General features: G+C 64.3%; 20 protein-coding genes and 2 pseudogenes. 9 read left to right on the forward strand and 13 right to left on the reverse strand.

The features are described from left to right. Nucleotides 1-81: 81 nt before the first annotated feature. Together BG57_RS15020 and BG57_RS15025 are read right to left on the reverse strand one after the other, a co-directional pair. Entirely contained in the window at nucleotides 82-816 is a 735-nt protein-coding gene (locus BG57_RS15020) for a GlcG/HbpS family heme-binding protein (protein ID WP_035965364.1), read from the reverse strand. A 208-nt stretch (nucleotides 817-1024) separates the two neighbouring features. After that, nucleotides 1025-1687 carry a TetR/AcrR family transcriptional regulator gene (locus BG57_RS15025; protein WP_035965374.1) on the reverse strand — a complete coding sequence of 221 codons (663 nt, stop codon included), beginning with the start codon at nucleotides 1685-1687 and terminating at the stop codon, nucleotides 1025-1027. A gap of 162 nt (nucleotides 1688-1849) precedes the next feature. Between BG57_RS15025 and BG57_RS15030 the strand changes: the two genes are divergently transcribed. From BG57_RS15030 to BG57_RS15050, 5 genes are all read left to right on the forward strand, one after another. Continuing rightward, nucleotides 1850-2977, forward strand: coding sequence for an HlyD family secretion protein (locus tag BG57_RS15030; RefSeq protein WP_035965383.1), 1128 nt, complete (start codon nucleotides 1850-1852; stop codon nucleotides 2975-2977). Beyond that, entirely contained in the window at nucleotides 2970-4541 is a 1572-nt protein-coding gene (locus tag BG57_RS15035) for an MDR family MFS transporter (protein WP_035965390.1), read from the forward strand. The genes BG57_RS15030 and BG57_RS15035 overlap by 8 nt, the downstream gene beginning before the upstream one ends. A 19-nt stretch (nucleotides 4542-4560) precedes the next feature. After that, complete coding sequence (locus tag BG57_RS15040) at nucleotides 4561-6021, forward strand: efflux transporter outer membrane subunit (RefSeq protein ID WP_035965400.1); 1461 nt, start codon at nucleotides 4561-4563, stop codon at nucleotides 6019-6021. A 59-nt stretch (nucleotides 6022-6080) separates the two neighbouring features. Next, nucleotides 6081-6422 (forward strand): zinc ribbon domain-containing protein YjdM, encoded by a 342-nt coding sequence (locus BG57_RS15045; protein WP_035965407.1) that lies wholly within the window; start codon nucleotides 6081-6083, stop codon nucleotides 6420-6422. An 83-nt stretch (nucleotides 6423-6505) separates the two neighbouring features. Continuing rightward, the gene (locus tag BG57_RS15050) at nucleotides 6506-8848 is read left to right on the forward strand and encodes a penicillin-binding protein 1A (RefSeq protein WP_035965415.1); all 2343 of its coding nucleotides are present in this window, start codon (nucleotides 6506-6508) and stop codon (nucleotides 8846-8848) included. A gap of 116 nt (nucleotides 8849-8964) precedes the next feature. On the opposite strand, the gene BG57_RS15055 is transcribed toward BG57_RS15050, so the two are convergent. Then, nucleotides 8965-10056 (reverse strand): NAD(P)H-dependent flavin oxidoreductase, encoded by a 1092-nt coding sequence (locus BG57_RS15055; RefSeq protein ID WP_035965419.1) that lies wholly within the window; start codon nucleotides 10054-10056, stop codon nucleotides 8965-8967. A gap of 93 nt (nucleotides 10057-10149) precedes the next feature. Then, nucleotides 10150-11661, reverse strand: a complete 1512-nt coding sequence (locus BG57_RS15060; protein WP_035965422.1) for a CoA-acylating methylmalonate-semialdehyde dehydrogenase — start codon at nucleotides 11659-11661, stop codon at nucleotides 10150-10152. 113 nt (nucleotides 11662-11774) lie between these two features. On the opposite strand from BG57_RS15060, the gene BG57_RS15065 reads away from it, so the two are divergent. Beyond that, nucleotides 11775-12725, forward strand: coding sequence for a LysR family transcriptional regulator (locus BG57_RS15065; RefSeq protein WP_035965428.1), 951 nt, complete (start codon nucleotides 11775-11777; stop codon nucleotides 12723-12725). Here BG57_RS15065 and BG57_RS15070 read toward each other — a convergent pair. The 4 genes and pseudogenes from BG57_RS15070 to BG57_RS15085 form a co-directional block, all read right to left on the reverse strand. Then, nucleotides 12718-12942 (reverse strand): hypothetical protein, encoded by a 225-nt coding sequence (locus BG57_RS15070; RefSeq protein ID WP_035965434.1) that lies wholly within the window; start codon nucleotides 12940-12942, stop codon nucleotides 12718-12720. The two genes, BG57_RS15065 and BG57_RS15070, sit on opposite strands and share 8 nt — an antisense overlap. Nucleotides 12943-13187: 245 nt before the next feature. Continuing rightward, nucleotides 13188-14084 carry a fructose bisphosphate aldolase gene (locus tag BG57_RS15075; protein ID WP_035965823.1) on the reverse strand — a complete coding sequence of 299 codons (897 nt, stop codon included), beginning with the start codon at nucleotides 14082-14084 and terminating at the stop codon, nucleotides 13188-13190. Nucleotides 14085-14243: 159 nt separating this feature from the next. After that, complete coding sequence (locus BG57_RS15080) at nucleotides 14244-14603, reverse strand: hypothetical protein (protein WP_035965442.1); 360 nt, start codon at nucleotides 14601-14603, stop codon at nucleotides 14244-14246. A gap of 122 nt (nucleotides 14604-14725) precedes the next feature. Then, nucleotides 14726-15584: pseudogene (locus tag BG57_RS15085) on the reverse strand (alpha/beta fold hydrolase). A 107-nt stretch (nucleotides 15585-15691) separates the two neighbouring features. Between BG57_RS15085 and BG57_RS15090 the strand changes: the two are divergent. Then, entirely contained in the window at nucleotides 15692-16543 is an 852-nt protein-coding gene (locus tag BG57_RS15090; protein WP_035965454.1) for a LysR substrate-binding domain-containing protein, read from the forward strand. Here BG57_RS15090 and BG57_RS15095 read toward each other — a convergent pair. The 4 genes and pseudogenes from BG57_RS15095 to BG57_RS15110 all read right to left on the reverse strand — a co-directional run bounded on the left by BG57_RS15095 (nucleotide 16521) and on the right by BG57_RS15110 (nucleotide 19830). Next, entirely contained in the window at nucleotides 16521-17582 is a 1062-nt protein-coding gene (locus tag BG57_RS15095) for a phytoene/squalene synthase family protein (RefSeq protein ID WP_035965826.1), read from the reverse strand. The two genes, BG57_RS15090 and BG57_RS15095, sit on opposite strands and share 23 nt — an antisense overlap. An 80-nt stretch (nucleotides 17583-17662) precedes the next feature. Beyond that, the gene (locus BG57_RS32240; protein ID WP_081850915.1) at nucleotides 17663-18316 is read right to left on the reverse strand and encodes a septal ring lytic transglycosylase RlpA family protein; all 654 of its coding nucleotides are present in this window, start codon (nucleotides 18314-18316) and stop codon (nucleotides 17663-17665) included. A 122-nt stretch (nucleotides 18317-18438) separates the two neighbouring features. Beyond that, nucleotides 18439-19146, reverse strand: a complete 708-nt coding sequence (locus BG57_RS15105) for a DUF899 family protein (RefSeq protein WP_035965459.1) — start codon at nucleotides 19144-19146, stop codon at nucleotides 18439-18441. Between the two features lie 25 nt (nucleotides 19147-19171). Continuing rightward, nucleotides 19172-19830: pseudogene (locus BG57_RS15110) on the reverse strand (glutathione S-transferase family protein). Between the two features lie 224 nt (nucleotides 19831-20054). Between BG57_RS15110 and BG57_RS15115 the strand changes: the two are divergent. Then, entirely contained in the window at nucleotides 20055-20555 is a 501-nt protein-coding gene (locus BG57_RS15115; protein WP_035965467.1) for a response regulator, read from the forward strand. On the opposite strand, the gene BG57_RS15120 is transcribed toward BG57_RS15115, so the two are convergent. Then, nucleotides 20552-21484 (reverse strand): glycosyltransferase family 4 protein, encoded by a 933-nt coding sequence (locus tag BG57_RS15120; protein ID WP_035965476.1) that lies wholly within the window; start codon nucleotides 21482-21484, stop codon nucleotides 20552-20554. The genes BG57_RS15115 and BG57_RS15120 overlap by 4 nt on opposite strands. Nucleotides 21485-21626: 142 nt before the next feature. Here BG57_RS15120 and nudC point away from each other — a divergent pair, with 142 nt between their 5' ends. Then, entirely contained in the window at nucleotides 21627-22562 is a 936-nt protein-coding gene (nudC, locus tag BG57_RS15125) for an NAD(+) diphosphatase (protein WP_035965481.1), read from the forward strand. The last annotated feature ends 259 nt before the right edge of the window (nucleotides 22563-22821 follow it).

Raw genomic sequence — 22821 nt, forward strand, 5'->3', positions numbered from 1 at the left:
GCGCGGATGGCGCACGGCGCGGCCCGGATGACGGCGGGCGTAGCATTTTACCGGCTGTGGCCGGCCAGAAGCGCCTCGGAGTCAGCGCACCGACTCGATCTTGCTCGCGCTCAAGTCCGTGGGGAAGCAGTGCGGATGCTCGAAGCCCATCGGCGATGCGCCCGTCGAATAGACGATGTTGTCCGTATTGCCCGGCCCTTGACCGGCAGGTACGCTGCCGAGTCCCGCGAGCTTGCGCATGCGGTATGCGATGGCATGATCGGCGCATGCACTGTCGCCGCTCACGCCCAGGCCGCCGACCACCTTGCCGCCCGCATACAGCGCGACGCCGCCGCCGAAGGTGATGACGCCTCCGAGCGTGCGCCCGATGCCGGTGCCCTGCTCGAGAAAGCGCGCATCGAATGGATTCGAATTGTTCAGGCCATACAGCGATCCGCCCGGCTGAGTAGGAGCGTAAAGATTGGCGGTCGATAGCGCGAGCGCGTCGTTGCTGAAGCCGTTCGCGGTGTAGGCCTTCGCAATCGCAATCGCGCGGCTGCCCGGCCATGCGTCTCCCGTCTTGATGACGGAGCAGAGGTGTCCCTGCCGATCCACGACGGCCGCCCACATGCGATTGGGCTTGAAAATGCCGCCGTTGCCATCGCTCAGATTGACCACGGTATAGAGCTGTTTCTCGACCAGCGACACCGTGCCTTGAGGAAGGGTGCATCGTCCTGAGGGAGCGTCGTCGTTATCGTATGAATGAGCGTGAGCCAGCGGCGCAACCAAAGCGATGCAGAGTCCGGCAAGCAACGAGTGACAAGCGACTTTACGCATGGCGATTCTCCCGATGTAAATACGATTTGACTACACGAGTGACGCGCGAAAATCGATCGCTGCCTAACAAGATAGGATGCCTTAGTTAATAGAACGAGCGGTTACCTGTACCGCGTAACCCCTCGGATATCTGAATGATTTGCGTAACCGCGCCGACCGAAAGGATTTCGTGTCTGTCGTTATACGAATCGAAAGGGCGCGTTGCGCTTTACTTGAGAACCGACGCCTCCACCGACGCCAGATACGCGGCCAGCGCCCGTTTCACCTCACGCAAATAGCGCTTGGCAAGCTGCACGTCGCCCATTGCGGGCCGCAGCTTGATCGCAAGCGATCCGCTCGCGAGCGCACGCAAGATCTCCACGTACAGCGCGCGTTCCGCAGGCTTGACCTGCGGCATGCGCGCATCGACCACTTTTCGCAGCGTGCCGGCGTCACGCTTCTTGTTGTCGTCGTGCGGCATGACCGTCATGAGGATCAGGCAGTCGGGGTTCTGCTCCAGATACGTGATGTACGGCGTCATGAGGCGGTCGATCACCGCCTCGGACGACAGCCCGCGCCACGTGTCGATATCGATCTGGCCGAGCTCGTCGTCGATCTCGCCGGTGGCCGCCATGTGCCGGTCCCACAACGCGCTCAACAGGCTCTCACGGTCTGGAAAGAAGTGATACATCGAGCCGATGGGCGTTTGCGCGCGCCGCGCGACGCCATGCATGGTCACGCCCGGCAAGCCCTTTTCGACGATCAGTTCCGCTGTTGCGTCCAGGACGGCCTCGATTCTTGCGCGCCCGCGCGCCTGCAAGGGAGAACGTGCGGCATTGACGCGTTCAGCGTCGTGGCTTTCGGTGTCGCGGTCGTCGCGCTGCTTCGTCATCTTGTGTCCATGATCTGATCAAACTAGACGCTCGCGTCTACATTCGTGCATACTAGACGACATCGTCTAGTTTGGCGAGCGCAACAGCGTGCATCTTCGCATCGCGTGCGCCGCTTTCATCGGGCCGCCTTTCGCGCGCGCTCACGAATCTCCGGAGAAAACATGGCAGTTGCAGCGCCCACACAAGGCGGCGATTCCAATTCGGCTAGTCAAGGCAAGCCCTCGCGGCGGCGCTTGCTCATCATCGTCGGCATCGTCGCGGCCGTCGTCGCGCTCGCGTGGGGGCTTCGGTGGTGGACCGTCGGCCGCTTCGTCGAAAGCACGGATGACGCCTATTTGAAAGCCGACAGCGTCACCATCGCGCCGAAAGTGAGCGGCTATGTGACCGACGTCCTCGTCGAAGACAATCAGGCCGTAGCCGCCGGCGCGCCGCTCGCGCGCCTCGATACGCGGCAGTATCAGGCCTCGCTCGATCAGTCGAAGGCCACGCTGGACGCCCGCGCCGCCGACATCCAGCGCGCCGAAGCCGAACTTCGGCAGCAGCAGGCCAACGCCGACCAGGCGAAGGCGCAGGCCGAAGTCTCGCGCGTGAGTCTGCAACATGCGGAAGACGACGTCAGCCGTTATCGTCCGCTCGTCGCCACGGGCGCGGAAAGCGCCGAGCGTCTCGCCAGCCTCGTCAGCACGCGCGATCAGGCGCGCGCCACGCTCGCCGCGAATCAGGCCGCAGCCCGCTCGGCCGCCACGCAAATCGGCGCGACGCAAGCGCAGATCGTGCAGGCCCGCGCGCAAATGGAAGCGGCAGAAGCGCAATTGAACCAGTCCAAGCTCGACATGAACGACACCACGCTTTACAGCCCGCTCGCGGGACGCGTCGGCGATCGTTCCGTGCGCGTCGGCCAGTATGTGCAACCCGGCACGCGGCTGATGACGGTCGTGCCGGTGCAGACGGTTTATCTCGAAGCCAACTTCAAGGAAACGCAGGTGGGCCGCATGCGCATCGGGCAACCGGCGACGCTGCACGTCGATGCGCTCAAGGGCACGGACCTGCATGGCGTCGTCGAGAGTTTCTCGCCCGGCACCGGCGCGCAATTCGCGCTGCTGCCGCCGGAGAATGCAACGGGCAACTTCACGAAGATCGTGCAGCGCGTGCCGGTGCGGATTCGCATCGACACGGGGCCGGAAACGCGCAAAGTGCTGCTGCCGGGCCTCTCCGTGACCGTCGATGTCGATACGAAATCGGCCACCGACGAGAGCAAGCGCATCGCCGCAGAAAATCGCCATGACTGACGCGAACGCGCAAGCCCGCGCGAGCGCCACCGACTGGATCGCCGTCACGGCGGGCGCGCTCGGCGCGCTGATGGCCACGCTCGACATCTCCATCACGAACTCCGCGCTCCCGCAGATTCAGGGCGAAATCGGCGCGACCGGCACCGAAGGCACATGGATTTCGACCGGCTATCTGATGTCCGAAATCGTGATGATCCCGCTTGCCGCGTGGCTCACACGCGTGTTCGGGCTGCGCAACTTTCTGCTCGGCAATGCGGTGCTCTTCACGCTCTTCTCGATCATGTGCGGGCTGTCCAATTCCCTGCCGATGATGGTCGCGGGACGCATCGGCCAGGGCTTCACCGGCGGCGCGATGATTCCGACCGCGCAGACCATTATCCGCACGCGGCTGCCGCGTCAGCAGATGCCCGTTGGCATGACCATCTTCGGGCTGATCGTGTTGCTCGGGCCGCTGCTCGGCCCGGTGCTCGGCGGCTGGCTCGCAGAAAATATCTCGTGGTCGTGGTGCTTCTTCATCAATCTGCCGGTGGGCATCGCGCTTGCCGTGCTGCTCGTCAGCGGCCTCCCGGCGGACAAGCCGCAATGGGAAGCGTTCTTCAAGGCCGACTGGATCGGCATTGCGGGGCTCGCGATCGGCCTCAGCTCGCTCACGGTCGTGCTCGAGGAAGGCCAGCGCAATCAATGGTTCGAGTCGCATGAAATCGTGCTGCTCACGTGCGTCACCGCGTTCGGCTTCATTCTCATCGCGGTGTCCCAGTTCGTCGCGAAGCAGCCTATCGTGCGGTTGTCGCTGTTGCGCAATCCGCGCTATGCGAGCGTCATTTTCATCGTGTTCGCGGTCGGCGCGGGGCTTTATTGCGTGTCGTTCCTGCTGCCGCAGTTCCTGAGCATCGTCGCGGGCTATAACGCGTTCCAGTCCGGCTCGATCATGCTGATATCCGGCGTGCCCGCGTTTCTCATCATGCCCGTGCTGCCGCGTCTGCTCGGCAAGGTCGATTCACGCATACTCGTCATTTCCGGCTTGCTGTTTTTCGCGGCGAGCTGTCTGCTCGACATTTCGCTCACCGCGCAGAGCGTCGGTCACGACTTCTTCTGGTCGCAAATCTTGCGCGGCTTCGGGCAGATGCTCGCGATGATGCCGCTCAATCAGGCGTCGATGGCTGCGGTCTCGCGCGAGGAATCCGGCGATGCAGCCGGCCTCTACAACATGGCGCGCAATCTCGGCGGCTCCGTGGGCCTCGCGATTCTCGGCACGGTCATCGATAGGCGCAACGACTTTCACGGCGCGGCCATCCGCGAGTCGGTGACAGCGAATTCGATCATCGGCCAGGAGCGCATTGCAGGCAGCGCGGCCAGTTTCTTTGCGCAGACCGGCGACATGGCGCACGCGAAGCTTCAGGCGCTCGGCCAACTGTCGATGCAGATCAGCCAGCAAGCCATCGTCATGACGTACTCCGAAACGTTCTATGTGCTCGCGATCGCGCTGCTTGCGTGCCTGCCGCTCGCGCTGTTGTTGAAGACGCCCAAGCCGCAGCCCGGCGAAATGCCATCGGCCGGACACTGATGCAATGAATCATTCAAAGATGTCATCACGCCACTTCTCTTTCACTCGCTTGCTGCCGCTCGCGGCATTCGCACTCGCCGCGTGCACGGTCGGCCCTGACTATCGCGGCGCGCCGGATGTCGCATCCGAATCCGTAAAAAGCGGCGCGTTCGTGCGCGCCCCGCTCGAAGGCGTTGCGACGACGCACGCGCCCGCCGCATGGTGGTCCTCGCTCAACGATCCGCAACTGAACGCGCTGATCGACGCCGCACTCGCGCACAATCCCGACCTGAAGATAGCGCAGGCGCGTCTGCGGCAAGCGCGCTCGCAATTGCGTGGGCAGCGCGCGAACGAACTGCCGAAGGTATCGGCTTCCGCGGCGGCGTTGCGCATGCGTTCGCCCGATACGTCGATCTTCGGGCAATCGGAAGGCTCGGGCGGCGGTCGCGGCCCGGTCGATTTCTACACCGTGGGTTTCGATGCCTCCTGGGAAATCGACCTCTTCGGCGGCACGCGACGAGCAATCGAAGCCGCGTCCGGCGAAGCCGATGCCGTCCAGGCCGATCTCTCCGACACGCAAGTGTCGCTCGCGGCGGAAGTGGCATCGGCGTATATCGATCTGCGCGATCAGCAGGAACGTCTTGCGCTAGCGCAGCGCACCGCCGAGTATCAGCAGCAAATGCTGACGCTCACCGAGCAGCGGCGCGCGCGCGGCACGGCGGCCGAGGTCGATGTCGAACGTCTCTCCACGCAGGTCAACACCACGCGCGCGACGCTCGTGCCATTGCAAGTGCAGATCACGGATTCGCTCGATCAGCTCGCCGTGCTGACCGGCCGCGCGCCCGGCGCACTCGATGCCGAACTCGCGCAGCCCGCGCCGTTGCCTGCGTTGCCTGCATCGGTATCCATCAGCGATCCCGCGACGATGCTCCAGCAGCGCCCCGACATTCGTGCGGCGGAACGGCGTCTCGCATCGAGTAACGCGCAGATCGGCGAGCACATCGCCGATTATTTCCCGAAGGTGTCCTTGCTCGGCGATATCGGCTTCTCCGCCTCCGACCCCGGCCATTTGTTGCGCAAGCAGAATTTCTCGTGGGTCGGCGTGCCGTATCTGCAATGGAACGTATTCGATTTCGGCCGCACGACCGCGAGGGTCGATGCAGCCGAGGCATCGCGCGACGAAGCCGAGGCGCGTTATGAAAAGACCGTGCTCGCCGCGCTGAAGGACGCGAATTCCGCGCTCTCGCGTTACGGCAATCAGCGCGAACATGTCGTGCGGTTGCAGCAGGTGCAGGCGTCGTCGGAGCGTTCGGCTACGCTCGTGCGTCAACGCTATACGGCGGGTGTATCGACATTGATCGATCTGCTCGATGCGCAGCGCACGCAATTCGCCGCGCAACAGGACGTGGTCGCGGCGCAAGCCGAATTGTTGAAGGACTACGTTTCCTTGCAAAAGAGTCTTGGACTCGGGTGGCAACAGCGCGACAATCCAGGCTCCTAACCGGAGCTGCGCGCGGCGCTATACTCTCGCGCTTTTCACCCAGCAAGACAGGATTACCGATGAACGCCCTCCCTACCTGCCCGCAATGCCATTCCGAATTCACTTACGAGGATGGCGGCGTCTACATCTGCCCCGAGTGCGCGCACGAATGGAAGGCGCAAGCGGGCGACGCCGCCGAAGCCGCCGCGAAGGTGTATCGCGATTCGGCGGGCAACACTCTTCAGGACGGCGACACGGTAACCGTCATCAAGGACCTGAAGCTGAAGGGCTCGGGCGGCGTCATCAAGATGGGCACGAAGGTCAAGAACATCCGTCTCGTCGATAGCGATCACGATATCGACTGCAAGATCGACGGCTTCGGCGCGATGAGCCTCAAGTCCGAATTCGTTCGCAAGGCATGATCGTGCGATAGAAACCTCGGCGGGCAGGATGTAAAGATGCGTTACGATGCAGTCTTTTCCCTGCCCGGCCCCGCCGTTTCGTTTTGACCGCGTCCGAATTCAAAGCCACCGCACGCGCAGCGCTGACCCAGCTTGCGGCCCGGCTGCGCCCGCATCTGCGGCCCCGCACGCTGCTTCTGCTGCCCGCGTTGTTCCTCCTTTATGTGCTGGTGCTGATTCCGTTCACGCCCGGCATCCGCGACATTCGCAAAGCCAAGGTCGATCAGCCCGCGCAAATCTATTCCGCCGATGGCAGGCTGCTTGCCGAATTCAAGCCGACGCATCGCGAATGGGTGAGCCTCAAGCAGATATCGCCGAACGTCGTCGATGCGCTCATCGCAACAGAAGACCGGCGCTTTTACGAGCATCACGGCATCGACTGGCGGCGCACCGCATCGGCTGCGGTGCATACGTTCTCGGGCGATCGTCAGGGCGGCTCCACGCTCACGCAACAGCTCGCACGCAATCTATATCCCGATGAAGTCGGCCGCTCGCAAACGCTCACCCGCAAGCTGAAGGAAGCGATCACCGCGTTCAAGATCGAAGCCGTCTATTCGAAGGACGAGATTCTCGAAACGTATCTGAACACGGTGCCGTTTCTGTATAACGCATACGGCATCGAAATGGCCGCGCGCACTTACTTCGACAAGTCCGCTGGCCAGCTCGACGTGCTCGAAAGCGCGACGCTCATCGGCATGTTGAAGGGCAACAGCTATTACAACCCCGTCATCAATCCGGAGCGTGCGCTCGACCGGCGCAACATCGTGCTCGGTCAGATGGTGCGCTTCGGCCATCTCGCGCCCGCGAAACTCGATGCACTGAAGAAGCGCCCGCTGCGCATCGACTTCGAGCGGCAGACCGAGGAGCCGGGACGCGCGCCGCATTTCGCGCAGCAGTTGCGCAAATGGCTGATCGCGTGGGCGGACGACCACGACTTCAACATCTACTCGGACGGGCTGATCGTCAGGACGACGATCGATTCGCGCCTGCAATCCATGGCGACGCAATCTCTGATGTTGCAGGGCAATCAGTTGCAGTCGATTGCGAATGCGGCGTGGGGCGGACGTGGCGGCTGCGCGAGCGCGAACGAGGATCTCGCGCGCGCGTTCATCCGCGAGACGGGCGACTATCGCAAGGCCCGCGACGCCGGCGCGAACGATGCCGATGCGTCAAAGCATTTGATCGCGGATCGGAACTTCATGCGCGCGCTCTGCGAAGAAAAGACGCGCGTGCAGGCTGCGTTTCTCGCACTCGATCCGCGCACCGGCCAGATCAAGGCGTGGGTGGGCAGCCGCGACTTCACGCAGGACCCGTTCGATCACGTTCAGCAAGCGCGCCGCCAGCCCGGTTCCACGTTCAAGCCGTTCGTCTATGGCGCGGCTTTCGAGCGCGGCGCGATGCCGACCGATACGTTCATCGACCAGGACGTGACGATTCCCGTTAAAGGCGGCGAGACCTGGCATCCGACCGACGAAGCGCCGCCCACTGGACGCGCAGTCAGCTTGCGCGACGGCATCGCGTATTCGAAGAACCGCATCACTGCGCAACTGATGCAGACCGTCGGCCCGGCTCGCGTCGCGCGGCTCGCACGCGACATGGGCGTGCGCGAGAGCCATCTCGACGAAGTGCCGTCGCTCGCGCTCGGCACGAGTCCGGTTACGCTGAAGGAAATGGTGTCGGCGTACGGCACCATCGCGAACGATGGCAATTACATGGAGCCGTTGCTCGTCACGCGCATCGAGAACAAGCAGGGCGAAGTGCTCGCGCAATTCGACAGCACGCCGGAGCGCGCATTGTCGGTCGATGCAACGCACAAGCTCGTCGATGTGATGCGCGACGTGGTGAACCGCGGCACCGGCACGGCCATTCGCACGCGCTTCGGCATTCGCGCCGATGTCGCCGGCAAGACCGGCACGACGCAGGACAACGCGGACGGATGGTTCATTCTGATGCATCCGCAACTGGTCGCGGGCGCATGGGTCGGCTTCAACGATAGCCGCGTCACGTTGCGCAGCGATTATTGGGGACAAGGCGCGCACAGCGCGTTGCCGATGGTCGGCGACTTCACGCAACGCGCGTTGCGTTCGCATCTGGTCGATGCCCGTGCGCGCTTCGACATTCAGGCGCCGCCGGGCGCATGGCAGACTTTCACGACGCGCTTGCGCGGCTGGATGGACGAGACTTTCGGCAGAACAGCGAAGCCGACTGTCGCGAAGTCCGGGCAGACCGTCACGCAGAAGCCGGCTCGCGTGAAGCGCGCGCCCGCCGAACCCGAAGCCGAAGTGACCGAAGAAGCGCCGCCGCAGCCGCCGGTGTTCCAGACGATGCCGCCGTTGTTGCCTTCGAGTCCCGAGGCGGCGAGCGCAGCGCCCGCATCGGCGCCCTGATTCAGGCCTCGGAGAAGCCCTCCGCCCGATGCCCGCGAGCGACGCCGCGCACCTCCGCGCCGATGCGCCGATTAGCGGGCGGCCCGGAAACGGCTCATGCGAATAAAACCAGTTCGCTAGCGCGCGCTCGCATAGCGTTGAAGTCCCGCAATGCTTTCATCCAGCTCCGCGACGAGCCGCGCCATGAGTTCGGCGGCCGGCAACTCGCGTGCGAGCGCCGCCGCTTGCCCCGCCCACTGAGCGCCGTAACCGAACTCGCCCTTTGCCTTCGCAGCGGCATGCAGTGCCTTGCCGGCGTCGTATGTGATGGGATAGTCGGGGTTGCGCGGCGCATCGGCGCTGCGGCCCAGTTCGGTGAACTTGTTGGCGAGGCCGCGCGCCATGCGTCCGGAAATCGCCGCAGTGAAGGCTGTGCGATTCGCGGCATCGCTGAGAATGGCACGGCGATAACCGGCATCGATCGATGTCTCCGTGCACGGCACGAACGCGGTGCCCAACTGCGCCGCCTGCGCGCCCAATGCGAGCGCCGCCGCGATGCCCGCGCCATCCATGATGCCGCCCGCGGCAATCACCGGCACGTCGAACTTGCTGGCGAGAAGGCGCGTGAGCGCGAACGTGCCGAGTTCATCGTCGTCGCTGTCGATGTCGAACAGACCGCGATGACCGCCCGCCTCGGTGCCCTGCGCGACGATCGCATCCATGTTCGCATCGGCCAGTTGTTGCGCTTCGCGCACGTTCGTCGCCGATGCGATCAGCGTGATGCCCGCACTGCGCAAAGCGTCGATCGTATCGGTCGATGGCAGTCCGAAATGGAAGCTCACGATAGCGGGCTTTTCTTCGAGAAAGACGTCGAGCATGTCCTTGTCGACGAGAAAGCTCGTGTAGATTTCCCCGAGCGTCTGCGGCGGCTTTGCTTCGTACTGTGCAAATAGCGGCGCGAGCCAGTCGATCCATGCCTTCTCAACCGCCTCGTTCGCCTTCGCCGGACGATGACAGAACACATTGATGTTGAACGGCTTGTCAGTCAGCGCGCGCGTCTCGCGGATGGTCTTGCGCGCGGCCTCTGCGTTCATCGCGCCGACGCCGAGCGAGCCGAGCCCGCCCGCGTTCGATACCGCCGCCGCGAGCGCGGGCGTGCTGACGCCGGCCATCGGCGCCTGAATGATGGGCTTCGTGATGCCGAGCCTTTGCATCAAGGTAGGGGTCATGGAAAGGTCTCTCCTGAAAGCGCTGTCACCGCAAAGCATAACGCCCGCTTGTCCATCGTGGAGAAGCGGGCGTCATGTTCATACGTTAAGAGATTACTTCGAAGTCGGCATCACGAATTCCGCGCCCTTCTCCGTGCTTTCCGGCCAGCGCTGCATGATCGACTTCTGCTTCGTATAGAAGCGCACGCCTTCTTCGCCGTAAGCGTGCATGTCGCCGAACAGCGAACGCTTCCAGCCGCCGAAGCCGTGCCATGCCATCGGCACCGGAATCGGCACGTTGATGCCTACCATGCCCACTTCGATGCGCCGGCCGAACTCACGCGCGACGTGGCCATCGCGTGTATAGCATGCGACGCCGTTGCCGAACTCGTGCGCGTTGACGAGATCGACGGCTTCGGCGAAGTCCTTCACGCGCACGCACGCGAGCACCGGTCCGAAGATCTCTTCCTTGTAGATGCGCATGTTCGGCGTGACATGATCGAACAGCGTGCCGCCCGTGAAGAAGCCGTCTTCGTGGCCCGCGACCTTCAGGCCGCGCCCGTCGACGACGAGTTGCGCGCCTTCGTCGACACCCATCGCGATATAGCCTTCGATGCGATCCAGCGCCGCGCGCGTGACGATCGGACCCATTTCCGCATCCGGCTCCATGCCGTTCTTCACGACGAGCTGACGCGCACGTTCGGCCAGACGCGGCACGATCTTGTCGGCGACATCGCCGACGAGCACGGCCACCGAGATCGCCATGCAGCGCTCGCCGGCGGAGCCGTAGCCCGCGCCGATCAGTGCGTCGATGGTCTGGTCGATGTCGGCGTCCGGCATCACGACCATATGATTCTTCGCGCCGCCGAGCGCCTGCACGCGCTTGCCGTGCTTCGCGCCCGTTTCGTAGATGTAGTTCGCGATCGGAGTCGAGCCGACGAAGCTGATCGCGCGGACATCGGGATGCTCCAGCAGCGCATCGACGACGACCTTGTCGCCCTGCACGACGTTGAGGATGCCATCGGGCAAGCCGGCTTTCTTCATCAGATCCGCCATGAACAGCGACGCGGAAGGATCGCGCTCGCTCGGCTTCAGGATGAACGCATTGCCCGCTGCAATCGCGACCGGGAACATCCAGCACGGCACCATGCACGGGAAGTTGAACGGCGTAATGCCCGCGACGATGCCGAGCGGCTGGCGCGTCGTCCAGTTGTCGATGCCGGTGGAAACCTGTTCGGTGTAATCGCCCTTCAGCAGTTGCGGGATGCCGCACGCGAATTCGATCACCTCGATGCCGCGCGTCACTTCGCCCTGCGCATCCGAGAAAACCTTGCCGTGCTCGGCGGTGATGATCGCGGCGAGTGCATCGCGATTCTGATTCATCAGTTCCAGGAAACGCTGCATGACGCGCGCGCGGCGGATCGGCGGCATGTCGCGCCAGGCAGGAAACGCAGCCTTCGCGCTGGCGACGGCGGCTTCGACGTCCGCGGCTTCGCCCAGCACGAGCTTGCGGGGACGCTCGCCCGTCGCGGGGTTGAAGATCGGCTGCGAGCGCGTGCCCGAGCCGTTCACGCGCTCACCGTGAATGTAGTGAACGACGTCGGCGGTATCGTTGAAGGCTTGCATCTCGTCTCCCGTCTGCGGAATGGGTTGGCAGTGTCGTTAGTGTAAGAAGCGTTGCGGGCGCTGCAAAGACGCTATGATTGAACTCATTGTTCACGCTGGCAAACAATCGGCGCATGGAAGACGAAAAGATCGAGACGCTCTGGACGCATCTGCACTGGCTGACCGTGCTCGCCGAACAGGGCAGCTACACGGCGGCGGCCGCGCGGCTCGGCGTCAGCAAGGCGGCGATGAGTCAGCGGATCGCCGAACTGGAGCGCGCAGCGGGCGTTCCGCTCGTCACGCGCACGACGCGCAGCGTGCGCTTCACCGAGGCGGGCCGGCGTCTCGTCGATGAAACGCGCGGGCAATACGAGCATATCGCCGCGAGTTTTTCGGGCGTGCGGGAGATGGCGGGCATCGCGCGGGGCCTGATCCGCGTGACCGCGCCGGTCGCGTTCGCGCGGCAGCAATTGACGCCGAAACTCGCGGGCTTTTTGCATGCGCATCCCGAAGTGCGCGTGCAACTGGAAGCATCGGACCGGCTGACGTCGATCGCCACCGAAGGTTTCGATCTGGCCATCCGGCACAGCGCGCACGCGCCGGAGACGCACGTCGCATGGAAGCTGTGCGATACGCACTCGGTCATCGTCGCGACGCGCGCCTACCTGAAACGGCGCGGCACGCCCGCGACGCCCGCCGATCTCGCCGTCCACGATTGCCTGTTTTATCCGCGCACGCAGGCGGCCAGCATCTGGTCGTTCGTGCGCAAGGGCGCGCGCAAGACGGCATCCGGGCCGTACACGCTCGCGGTGAACGGCGCGTTTTCCGCAAACAACAGCGAGTTGCTGCGCGATGCGGCGCTGGACGATCTCGGCATCGCGCTGCTGCCCGACTTTACCGCGCAAGCGGCCGTGCAGGCGGGCAAGCTCGTGGTGCTGTTGCCGGACTGGCGTCCGGTGGGCGCGTTCGCCGATCAGCTTTACGTCGTGCGTCCCTATGCGCCGCACGTCCCGCGCGCGGTTGCCCTCTTCATCGGATATTTGCGCGAGGCGTTTGCAGGCGGCTTCCCGCTCTCGGTCACGTGACGTAGAGCAGCGCAGCCACCGCCATCAGGCAAGTGCAAGCGTTGAAATAGAAAAACCAGGTGGAGCGAAGCAGGCGAAAACGCAACGGCTCGTCGCGGCGACGCGGCTCGCCGTGGAATTGCCAGAGATCGAGATAAGTAGTGACGGTGCACGAGAGCATCGCGATCGCCGTTACGAAGGATACCGAAATGAACAGGGTCCAGGCGAGGTCTTTCATGGCAAGTCGTCGACGATGATTCCGGCACTCGTGCCGTGGCCTGGGACGACCGCAAGCTCGCGGAATACGATCGGCACAATCGTGGTTCGCGTCCCATGCAGGACGTATAGGAAGCGAACGAGAGTGCGAGAGATCTGACAAACCCCAGTTAATGATCCGAAGGATTGCGCTTGCCCATGAAAAACGCGCCCCGAAGGGCGCGTTTTTCTACATGCGACGCGAATGCGAGGATTGCAGCCGCAGGCTCAGACCTTCTTGACCGATGCCTCGTAAATCTCGTCGATCGATTCAGCGAGCGTCTTGTCGAACTCGCTATCGCTCATGGACTTCTTCAACTCGTTGATGAGCGCACGCGAAAAACTTGCGATCATGCCGTGGTTCTCCGCAAGGCGCTTGCATGCATCCGTGCGCGAGTAGCCGCCCGAGAGCGCCACCACGCGCACCACACGCGGATGCTCGATCAGCGGGCGATAGAAATCCGCTTCGTCCGGGATGGTCAGCTTGATCATCACGCGACTCGATTCCGGAAGCGCGTCCAGGCCTTTCAGCAGTTCGTCGCGCAGGATCTTTTCCGCGCCCTTCTTGTCCGGGCTCTTGATCGAAACTTCCGGCTCGAGGATCGGCACGAGACCTTGCGCGATGATCTGCTCGCCCACTTCGATCTGCTGCTTCACCACCGCCGCGATGCCCTTCTCCGACGCCTGATGGATCACCGAGCGCATCTTCGTGCCGAACACGCCGAGCTTCGCCGCGCGCTGGAGCAGTTCGTCGAGGCCGGGAATCGGCTTCATGATCTGCACGCCATCGGCTTCGGCTTCGAGCCCCTTGTCGACCTTCAGGAACGGCACGACGCCACGGTCTTCCCACAGGAACGTCGGCACCGGCTTGCCTTCGGCTTCGCCGTCCATCGTGCGCTCGAAGAGAATCGCGCCAATGACCTTCTCGCCCGTGAAGGCCGGCGCGGTCATGATGCGCACGCGCATTTCATGCATCAGCTTGAACATCTCGGCTTCGCCGTTGTAGGCGTCGTCCGCAATGCCGTATTGGCGCAGCGCGCCGGGTGTCGAACCGCCGCTTTGATCCAGAGCGGCGATGAAACCCTGCTTCTCCGCCATCTGCGCCAGCATCTTTTCGTTAGCCACGAGCATTTCCTCCTCAAAGTTCAAACGCCGGACCGCACGCGCGGTGCGTGTCCGGGCTTCTGGTTCAACTTTCTTGAGTTTACAGGTTTTGGCGCGCGCAACTCTCGTGCATATCCGCCATTTGCCCGGCGATTTGGCTAGAAACGGCGTGAATGACGTTCAGGACGCGGCGGATTGGAGGTCGCCGGCGGGCGGGGCGGATCGCCAGAGCGCGGTTGCGGCGCGGCGCAGCAGCGAAGGAGCGCGCTTCGCGGCGTCGGCCGTGTCCGGAGCTTGCGCGGGCAGCGTGGGCGGCGTGAGCGGCGGCGCCAGCGCCTCGCGTGCATTGCCGCATCGCTCGTTGAGCTGGCGGCGCATGACGGGATCGTCGATGAGCGTTATCGATAATCCGCGCTCGAATTGCAGCGTGTACGCGATGTCGCCGAAGTGCTCGTAGCGGCCGCTATCGGCCAGTTCGAACGCCAGCGTGACGGTGCGCTGGCGCTTCCATGCGTCGAGATCGTCGTGACCGGTGCTCACCTGTGCCTCGCGACGGCAATGAGATGGCAACGATGGTAGCCCGGCCGTCGCGCGGTTTCGGTTGTGCCGTCACAACACGCGATCAAAAAGTCTGAAGGAAAAGCCGACCGTTCGTCCGACGCTTACCACGCGCCCGCAAAGCCCAGCACCGCGCGGTTGAACGCGCCCGGACTCGCGACATTCATGCCGTGCGACGCCCCCGTCATCGTCTGCCGGTCCGCGAATTCGATCCACTCGGCGAGCTTGTCGACGTTGTTGCGGAACATGCGCGGGCTTTTCTGGCCGTCGATGGCACTTGATGTCACGCGCCGCCTCGCGGGTGTAAGCGGGCAACGGATCGCGGAATTGCTTCGGCAGCGTGAGCGCGTTATCGAGCGCCATGCGGCGGAAGCCGTCCGTGCTCTTTTGCCAGAAGCCGGGCATGCTGACCGAATCGACGAACATTTCGAGGCCGGTGTCGAAATCGCCCTGTTCGATCAGTTCCGCGACGCGCGAACGCAGCGCGTTGGTCGCGGGCGGCAGCGCGGCGGGCGCGGCCTGCGCCGATGTCTGCAGCGGACCGCCGGGGTCCGCGAGCGTCAGCGTCTTGACGAGGCGCGGATACTCGCGCGCCAGATGAAACGCGATGCAGCCGCCGCGCGAATGGCCGACGAGGTGCACCGGCGCAATATCCATCGCGACGATGAACTCGGCCATCTCCTCGACGTGCGCGCGCCAGCCGAATTCGCCCTGCACGAAGGCGTCGACGGCCGGCCAGTAGTGGCTCAGGCTCGGCGCGATCGCGCGGAAGTGCTGGCCGAGCGGCGCCAGTTGCGCGCTCCAGTAGCGGTAATCACACAGCGAGCCGTGTACGAAGACGAGCGGCTCGCCGTCGCCGCATTCGACATAAGGCACGGACACACCCGACGCGGTCGTCGCGAACGACGGTTCGGGCATGGCTTGCACGGCGGCGAGGACAGCGGGATCGGTACGCGCGTTCATCGGTAGGCTCCTTTCCTGCACTATGCCGCCCGGCGACCTAAAAGAAAATCGCATAATATTGATAGGATCGTTCAGTTTTTCTGATAGCACTGCTCGCGCTACCTTCCATGAAAGCACTCGACCTCGACGTCCTCTCGATGATCATCGCCGTCGCGGACACCGGCAGCATCAGCCGCGCGGCGGAACTGGTGCATCGCTCGCAATCGGCGGTGAGCATGCAGATCAAGACGCTTGAGACCGCGCTCGGCAAGGCGCTCTTCGTGCGCAAGCCGCGCAGCGTGGTGCCGACGCAAGACGGCGAAGTGCTGCTCACGTACGCGCGCCGGATGATCGCGCTGCGCGACGAAGCGTGGGCGGCGGTCGTCCGGCCGGACGTGACCGGGCGCGTGGTGATCGGCGTGCCGGACGATTACGCGTCGTCGCTGTTCCCGCCGATCCTCAAGAAATTCTCGGCGACGTATCCCAAGGTCGAGATACAAGTGGTCGGCTTGCCGAGCGTCGCGCTCGCGCCGATGCTGAAGGACGGCGACGTCGATCTTGTCTGCGCGACGCGCGTCAAGGGCATCTCCGGCGAATTCCTGCGTCACGAACCGATGGTCTGGGCCGCCGCGCCCGGCGCGACCGACATCTGGCGCGAACGGCCGCTGCCGATTGCCGTGTTCCTGCCGGGCAGCGTCGCACGCGAGAACGCGATCCGCAGTCTGGAGCGGGCGCGCATCGGCTATCGGACGTCGTACGAAAGTCCGAGCCTGCTCGGTCTGCTGACGATGGCGGAAGCCGGGCTCGCCGTCACGCCGCTCGCCAAATGCGCGGTGCCGTCGCACTTCACGCTGCTCGGGCAGGCGCAAGGCCTGCCGGAAATCGCCGCGCTCGAAGTGGTGCTCGCGCGCAGCGCGGCATCGCAACGGCCGCCCTGCGATTTTCTGGCGGAGCGGATTATCGCGGAATTGCGCCGTTGAGCGCCGATTCGATCGCATTCACCCGGCGCAACACCCACGCGCGCAGCATGCGATTCGATGCGACGAGCGGCATCGACGTCGCCATGATGCGATACACGTCGTTGCGGCGAACCTTCGAGATGCGCGCAGGATCGAGCCACGCTTCGTTGCGGGCGAGCAGCACGAGCGTGTCCAGCCCGATCATGATCGGCCACAGACACGCGAGCCGCAGCCGCACGGCGCGCGAGGGGATCGCGAGCGTGTAGTCGAGCGCATCCTGAAACAGCGGCAATGTTGCGCGCAGCACGTCGGCAAGCACGGGCCGCGCACGCGACGATGCGTCCGCCGCAAGAAGTTCGCGCGGCGCGAGACCATGACGCGCCAGCATGTCGGCGGGCAGGTAGCACCGGCCGATGCGCAGATCGCGTGCGCAATCGCGCAGCACGTTCGTCATCTGCAGCGCCTTGCCGAAGCGCACGCCGCGGGCGAGCATTACATCGGGTTCGGTCCGGATGAGGCCGGGCATGTGCGCGAAGGTCATCTTCGTCCAGAACTCGCCGACGCATCCCGCGACGAGATACGTGTAACGGTCGAGTTCGTCGAACCGCTGGAGCGCGGCGATCTGGCCGGACGTTTCATCCGGGAACGTGCGCAAGTCGAACTCCATGCCGGTGCTGAGCGTGGTCACGATGTCGCGCACGGCGGCGGTATCGGCAGCGCTGAGGTCGTTCAGAATCGACAGCGCCGGTCCCAGCGATTCCAGCAGCACGCGTTCATCCGGCTGCGCCTGCTGCCCGGCGACTTCATCGGCGATGCGGGCGAGCGCGCCATCGTCCGGCGCACCGTTCACTTGCCCGCGCAACGACAGCAGCAGGTCCAGCCGGCGCGCCGGCGTCACGAGCGAGGTATCCGCGATGGTGTCCGCGGCGCGCGCGAGGAGATAGGCGAGCCCGATGGGATCGCGCATCGCGGGCGGCAAAATGCGCAGCGTCAAATAGAAAGACCGCGAAACGCTTTTCAGTAGCGGGCCGAGAAGAAAGGCCCGGGGCGATGGATTCATGTGTCGGATCGGATGACCCGGCAGGGCGCGGGTCTTGTGCCGCCGCATTGTATCCGTCCGATGGCCGTCGAGCCGGACGCCTACGCTCGCGCCCGCGCGCTGTGAAGCCGGGCATGCGCGAGACGCAGCTTCACCGGCTTGCTCGTCGTTTTTGCGCGATGAATGCGCGGCCTGTTCGACGCGGCGGCGGGCGACGCAATCTTCAGCCTCACCGGCTCGACCGGTTCCAGCACGACGCGGGCGTGCCCCGCATTGCGCAGGCCGAGCTGGCTGGCGGCGGCGAACGACAGGTCGATCGCGCGCCCCTTGACGAACGGGCCGCGGTCGTTGATGCGCACGATCACCGACCGCGTCTTCGACGCGTTGCTCACGCGCACATACGATCCGAGCGGCAACGTGCGATGCGCTGCGGTCAGCGCGTGCATGTCGTAGCGCTCGCCGCTTGCCGTGCGACGCCCCTGGAATTTGCTGCCGTAGAACGACGCCTCCACGAATTCCGGCCGTTTCGCTGCCGCGTCGCCGTGCGCGGCCGGGGCCGATACATCGGCCGGCGATGCCGCTACCGCCGACGCTTCCGGCGCTTCCTGCGCGTCCCGTGGCTCGCCTTGAGACGGCTCTGGCGCCGCAGGCGCACTCACTGGCCGATGCGCGGCGCATCCGTTGAGCACGACGAGCGCGCCGACGGATGCGAGACCCGCCGCGCGCGCGCGCCGGATGAATGCGTTTGCAACCATGAGCGAACTTCTCCCGGTAATACCGATTCACCGTGAAACGGTTCGCCCATAACGCCGGCCCGCGATCGGAGTTGACCACGCGCGCCCACATTTGACTCAACTTGACACAAGCTCCGCGCGGCTTACGAATAGTTCAGCTTCGGATACCAGTCCGTGCCGCGTCCTTCCGGCGTCATGTCAAGCACGGTCCAGAGCGGCATCGGATCGGGCGCGCCGCGCGGATCTTCGCCCGGATCGGCTGTTGCGAAGTCCATTTCGCCGCTCCAGAAGTGGCGAATCACGCCGTCGCGCCGCGTGAACACGTTGAGCGCGGGTTCGTCGCCGCCTTCTTTCGAGATCGCGTAATAGTCGCGGCTGAAGTTGCCGTTGGTGTCGGAATACAGCTTCAGGTCGCGCCAGCCGCGCTCCTCCTTGAACGCGACGAGCTTGGCGAGCGGCGAGCGCGCGATGACCGCGAGCGCCACGCGTTGCTCGATATCGCGCGCCTCGCCTTCCCATGCCGACAGCAGCGACGTGCACATCGGGCAGGGCCGCTCGCGCTGCGGTCCGAACATGTAGCTGTAAGTGACGAGCGTTTGCTTGTCGCCGAACAGGCCGGCGATGTCGACGGGACCGCGCTCGCCCTCGAAGAGATAGTCGCCCGTGACTTCCCCGCCGGGCGGCAACGCGCGCCGCATCCGCGCGACGCGCTCGATATGCCGCCGCAGTTCGATTTCTTCCGCCAGCAGCGCGACGCGCGCCCGCCGATAGTCGGCGCTTTCATTCGGAAAGGTCATCGTTGCCCGCGCCGCGAGTTCGGCGGCGGGAACGAGTGAAGGTGTCGATGTCATGCGTGTTCTCCCGTGTTGAGAAACGTCAGTCGCGATCCGGCGCACCCGGCGGAAACAATCGCCGATACGGCCGCGCCTCGTCCACCGCCCGCGCGAACGACGGCCGCGCGAGAAGCCGCTTGCGATACGCGATCACGTTCGGATATGCATCCCCGATGCGATGGGTCCAGTCGGCATAGAACAGGAACGGTGCGGCGGCGCAATCGGCGAGGCTGAACGCATCGCCGGCGGCCCATTCCCGCGTCGACATGAGGCGGTCGAGATACGCGTACGACGTGTCGAGCATCGCGCGGGCATCGGCGACGCCGCGTGGATCGCGCTCGCCCTCTGCTCGCATGCAATCGAAGACGATTTTCTGCTGCGGGGTCGACAGGTAGTTATCGAAGAAGCGGTCCATCCAGCGCACGTCGAGCGCGGCGCGGGGATCGGCGGGAACAGGGGCACCGGCCCGGGGTGAAACAGGTCGAGATACTCGATGATGATCGTCGCTTCGATCACCGGCCTGCCGTCGTCGACGATGACGGGGAAGCGCTTCATCGGCCAAAGCTCGGCGAGTTCGCGCATGGACTGCGGCGTTTCGGGCGTGAGCGGCCGCCATTCGAACGGCGTGGCGTTCTCGTACAGCGCGATCAGCACCTTCTGGCAATACGACGAAAACGGATGCGCATAGAGGCTCAGGGTCATCGGACGATCTCCTTGAAGTGCGGCGGTTTCATCGCCGGCTTGATGGACGACGATCGGCGCGGCGGCGAATCGACGTTGTCCGGCGCGAATCGCTGACTTCTTGTTGTGCGGTGCGGAAAACCGGATGCGGCTGCCGTTCGATTGTCGCGGCAGGGCGGCTCTGATAACTTGGCGCGTACGGCTGTCGCGCGGATGAGATTCAACCCAATGAGTCGAGGCGATCAATGATGCGTATTGAGAAGATAAGACTCGTCATCGCAGACGGGCAACCCGCAGTGCTAACAGGGCTGCAAGCGTGGTTCGAGGGGCGCGGGCGTTATTGCATTGCGGCGAGCGCGAAAAGCGCCGGGCAGTTGCTTGCGCAGATCGATGATGCAAGGGGCGACTTGATCATCATCGGTGACGCGCTCGGTGACACCCACGAGCTGCTGCGCGCGCTGCGGGAACGGCATCCGCATATGCCGGTGGTCGTGCTCACATCGGAGTCCGATCCGCGCACGCTGCTCGCGATGCAGCATGCAGGCGCACGCGGCATCGCGAGCACGCGCGACGAACTAAGGGAACTCGGGAGAATGTGCGATCGCGTGCTGTCGGGGGCGGAAGGCGTCGTTTCGCGACGGATTGCGGGGTTTCTGCAGGCGACGGATGAGCGGGGCGTTCGCCAGGACTATGCCCACGTGCGCATGAGAGTACGGCCGTTCAATGCGGCAACGATCTCATGCTAAGTCAGCAATCCTCTCAACATGCGGTCCCAGACGGGCGCAAGCACCTTCCAGTCATAGAAATAATTGGTGAAAGCCTTCTGCGCCTCGATATGAGCCTGACAGCCCGCGGGATTGTTTCGCAGTCTGACGACCGCTTCCGATAACGCATCGGCGAAGACCGCCACGTGGTCGGCTGGATTTTCCGTCCATTGGTAAGCAAGCGCCCATCGATTGCAGGTATCGAGAAGTCCGCCATAATTCGGCGCGACTACGAAGTTGCCGGCGGACATTGCTTCGATGGCGGCCAGGCACGACGTCTCGGGCCATATGGACGGGTAAGCGAAGACGTGGCTTTGCTGGAGCGCCCGACGCACGACGTCGTACGGTTGAAAGCCGTGATACGTGATGTTCGGATGCTGCCGGCAATGTTCGAAGACCCGCGAGTAAGGCGCGTCGAGCTCGGGCCGGCCGTAGGCCGCGAACGATGAATACACGTGCAGATGCAGCCGCCCATGTTTCGCGAGCACGCGCTCGAAGGCCGGCACGAGCAGCTCCAGGCCCCGCTGCGGCGTCGTGTGGTAGATGAGGTTGACGATCTCGTTCGGGTCAGGCTTCGGCAGCGCCGGTAAAGGCTCAATGCCGTTTCGGATGACGACGCATTCTGAGTACGGGAGGTCGTGATAGATGTGGAAAATCTGCATCTGCCAGTCGGAAACCATCACGATCTTGGCGAACTGCTTGCGGTAATTCGCGTCCCTCAGGGCGACTGTCTCGTCGTCTGGCATATCGTGAAGCCAGAGCACCGTCTTTCTATGCGGATCGATTTCGCGGATGCGCGAGGGGATGATCTGAAAGTTCGCCAGCAGGCCCGCGTCGAGCGTGCGATGTAACCGGCGCAACATGAGCTCCGTTCCGCCGTTTGCATTGCGCGAGACTTCGTTCACTTCCATGATGCTTCACTCATATCCGATCCATCTAAAACTATAGCAGAGCCGCCCTGCAACGCTCCGCCAGCAAGGATGCGTCAACTTCGCTAGGATGCTCGCTGGACTTCTCTCCCAGGCGCGCGCCGCCGCTCCAACCCACTCCATCATGCCCACGCCGCCTCATGCCATCGGTTTCACGCTCGATCCGCTCGACCGCATGTCCGACAAACGCGATGACGAAGCATTCGTCGCCCGCCTTCGCGACGATCCCGCCACGCGCTTTCTGCTCTTTGTGAAGGACGTGCCGCTGTTCAAGCGCACTCAGGGCCACGATGCGCTTTTCGCCGCGCAAGAAGCCGCGAAGTTCGGCACGCCGATTCAAACCGTCCTGCTGGGCCGCGACACGGACGGACGCGCGCTCTTCGCCTGCGCGCTCGACACCAGCGTCGAAACCGCAGCCAGCGCGCTCGAAGCCGTGCCGGTCGAAGCGATAGAACTGCGGCCCGTCGCGATGCAAGGACTCGTCGACGCGCCCATCGTCAGCGCGCTCGGCGAAGCGCGTTCGATGCTCGACTGGCATCGCCGGCATCGTTTCTGCGCGAACTGCGGCCACCCGACCGACGACGCCGGCGCGGGCTGGCGGCGCATTTGCGGCAACTGCCGGGCGCAGCATTTTCCGCGCGTCGATCCCGTCGTCATCATGCTCGTCACCGATGGCGAGCGCTGCCTGCTCGGCCGCCAGCCGCAATTCGCGCCGGGAATGTATTCGGCGCTCGCGGGCTTCATCGAGCCCGGGGAGACGTTCGAGCATGCGGTGTATCGGGAAGTACTCGAAGAAGCGGGCATTCGCTGCTCGGATGTGCGCTACTTCGCGTCGCAGCCGTGGCCGTTCCCTTCATCGCTGATGATCGGCTGTTTCGCGCGGGCAACGGACACGGAGATTCGCATCGACGAGAAGGAACTGGAGGATGCGCGCTGGTTCACGCGCGCGGAGGTCGCCGCGATGCTCGGCGGCACGCACGCGGACGGACTGTCGGCGCCGAAGCCGTTTGCGATCGCGCATCATTTGTTGAGAAGTTTCGTGGATGGGACGGGCGAGTGACGCTGCGACTCGGGCCGTTTCGCCACCCTGAATGCGGGCGTTCTGTGCGATCCGATGCTGCGCAACGCATAACCTGTTCGCCCGTCAGCATCCCCCTTGCAAGCGATTAGAAAACCGCGCGACGCCGAACTAACGCGGCATCGCGCGGACACACGTCCTGCTTACAACTTACGACGCCCTGCGTCTTGGCGGTGTACGGCGTGTAGAGGGAAGACCCCGCTCAGGCCGGCGCCGCCGCCCGCAAGGAGTCGATGCCGCT

It is taken from the genome of Caballeronia grimmiae (assembly GCF_000698555.1).
GTDB classification, from domain to species: Bacteria; Pseudomonadota; Gammaproteobacteria; order Burkholderiales; family Burkholderiaceae; genus Caballeronia; species Caballeronia grimmiae.

What these genes read in the sequence shown, in the direction of transcription:
- BG57_RS15090 (WP_035965454.1), top strand. Translation starts at nt 15,692, where the DNA reads ATGAAAGCACTCGACCTCGACGTCCTCTCGATGATCATCGCCGTCGCG.
- BG57_RS15120 (WP_035965476.1), bottom strand. Translation starts at nt 21,484, where the DNA reads ATGGAAGTGAACGAAGTCTCGCGCAATGCAAACGGCGGAACGGAGCTC.
- BG57_RS15035 (WP_035965390.1), top strand. Translation starts at nt 2,970, where the DNA reads ATGACTGACGCGAACGCGCAAGCCCGCGCGAGCGCCACCGACTGGATC.
- BG57_RS15060 (WP_035965422.1), bottom strand. Translation starts at nt 11,661, where the DNA reads ATGCAAGCCTTCAACGATACCGCCGACGTCGTTCACTACATTCACGGT.
- BG57_RS15045 (WP_035965407.1), top strand. Translation starts at nt 6,081, where the DNA reads ATGAACGCCCTCCCTACCTGCCCGCAATGCCATTCCGAATTCACTTAC.
- BG57_RS32240 (WP_081850915.1), bottom strand. Translation starts at nt 18,316, where the DNA reads ATGGTTGCAAACGCATTCATCCGGCGCGCGCGCGCGGCGGGTCTCGCA.
- nudC (WP_035965481.1), top strand. Translation starts at nt 21,627, where the DNA reads ATGCCCACGCCGCCTCATGCCATCGGTTTCACGCTCGATCCGCTCGAC.
- BG57_RS15055 (WP_035965419.1), bottom strand. Translation starts at nt 10,056, where the DNA reads ATGACCCCTACCTTGATGCAAAGGCTCGGCATCACGAAGCCCATCATT.
- BG57_RS15070 (WP_035965434.1), bottom strand. Translation starts at nt 12,942, where the DNA reads ATGAAAGACCTCGCCTGGACCCTGTTCATTTCGGTATCCTTCGTAACG.
- BG57_RS15040 (WP_035965400.1), top strand. Translation starts at nt 4,561, where the DNA reads ATGTCATCACGCCACTTCTCTTTCACTCGCTTGCTGCCGCTCGCGGCA.
- BG57_RS15115 (WP_035965467.1), top strand. Translation starts at nt 20,055, where the DNA reads ATGATGCGTATTGAGAAGATAAGACTCGTCATCGCAGACGGGCAACCC.
- BG57_RS15105 (WP_035965459.1), bottom strand. Translation starts at nt 19,146, where the DNA reads ATGACATCGACACCTTCACTCGTTCCCGCCGCCGAACTCGCGGCGCGG.
- BG57_RS15030 (WP_035965383.1), top strand. Translation starts at nt 1,850, where the DNA reads ATGGCAGTTGCAGCGCCCACACAAGGCGGCGATTCCAATTCGGCTAGT.
- BG57_RS15020 (WP_035965364.1), bottom strand. Translation starts at nt 816, where the DNA reads ATGCGTAAAGTCGCTTGTCACTCGTTGCTTGCCGGACTCTGCATCGCT.
- BG57_RS15065 (WP_035965428.1), top strand. Translation starts at nt 11,775, where the DNA reads ATGGAAGACGAAAAGATCGAGACGCTCTGGACGCATCTGCACTGGCTG.
- BG57_RS15095 (WP_035965826.1), bottom strand. Translation starts at nt 17,582, where the DNA reads ATGAATCCATCGCCCCGGGCCTTTCTTCTCGGCCCGCTACTGAAAAGC.
- BG57_RS15025 (WP_035965374.1), bottom strand. Translation starts at nt 1,687, where the DNA reads ATGACGAAGCAGCGCGACGACCGCGACACCGAAAGCCACGACGCTGAA.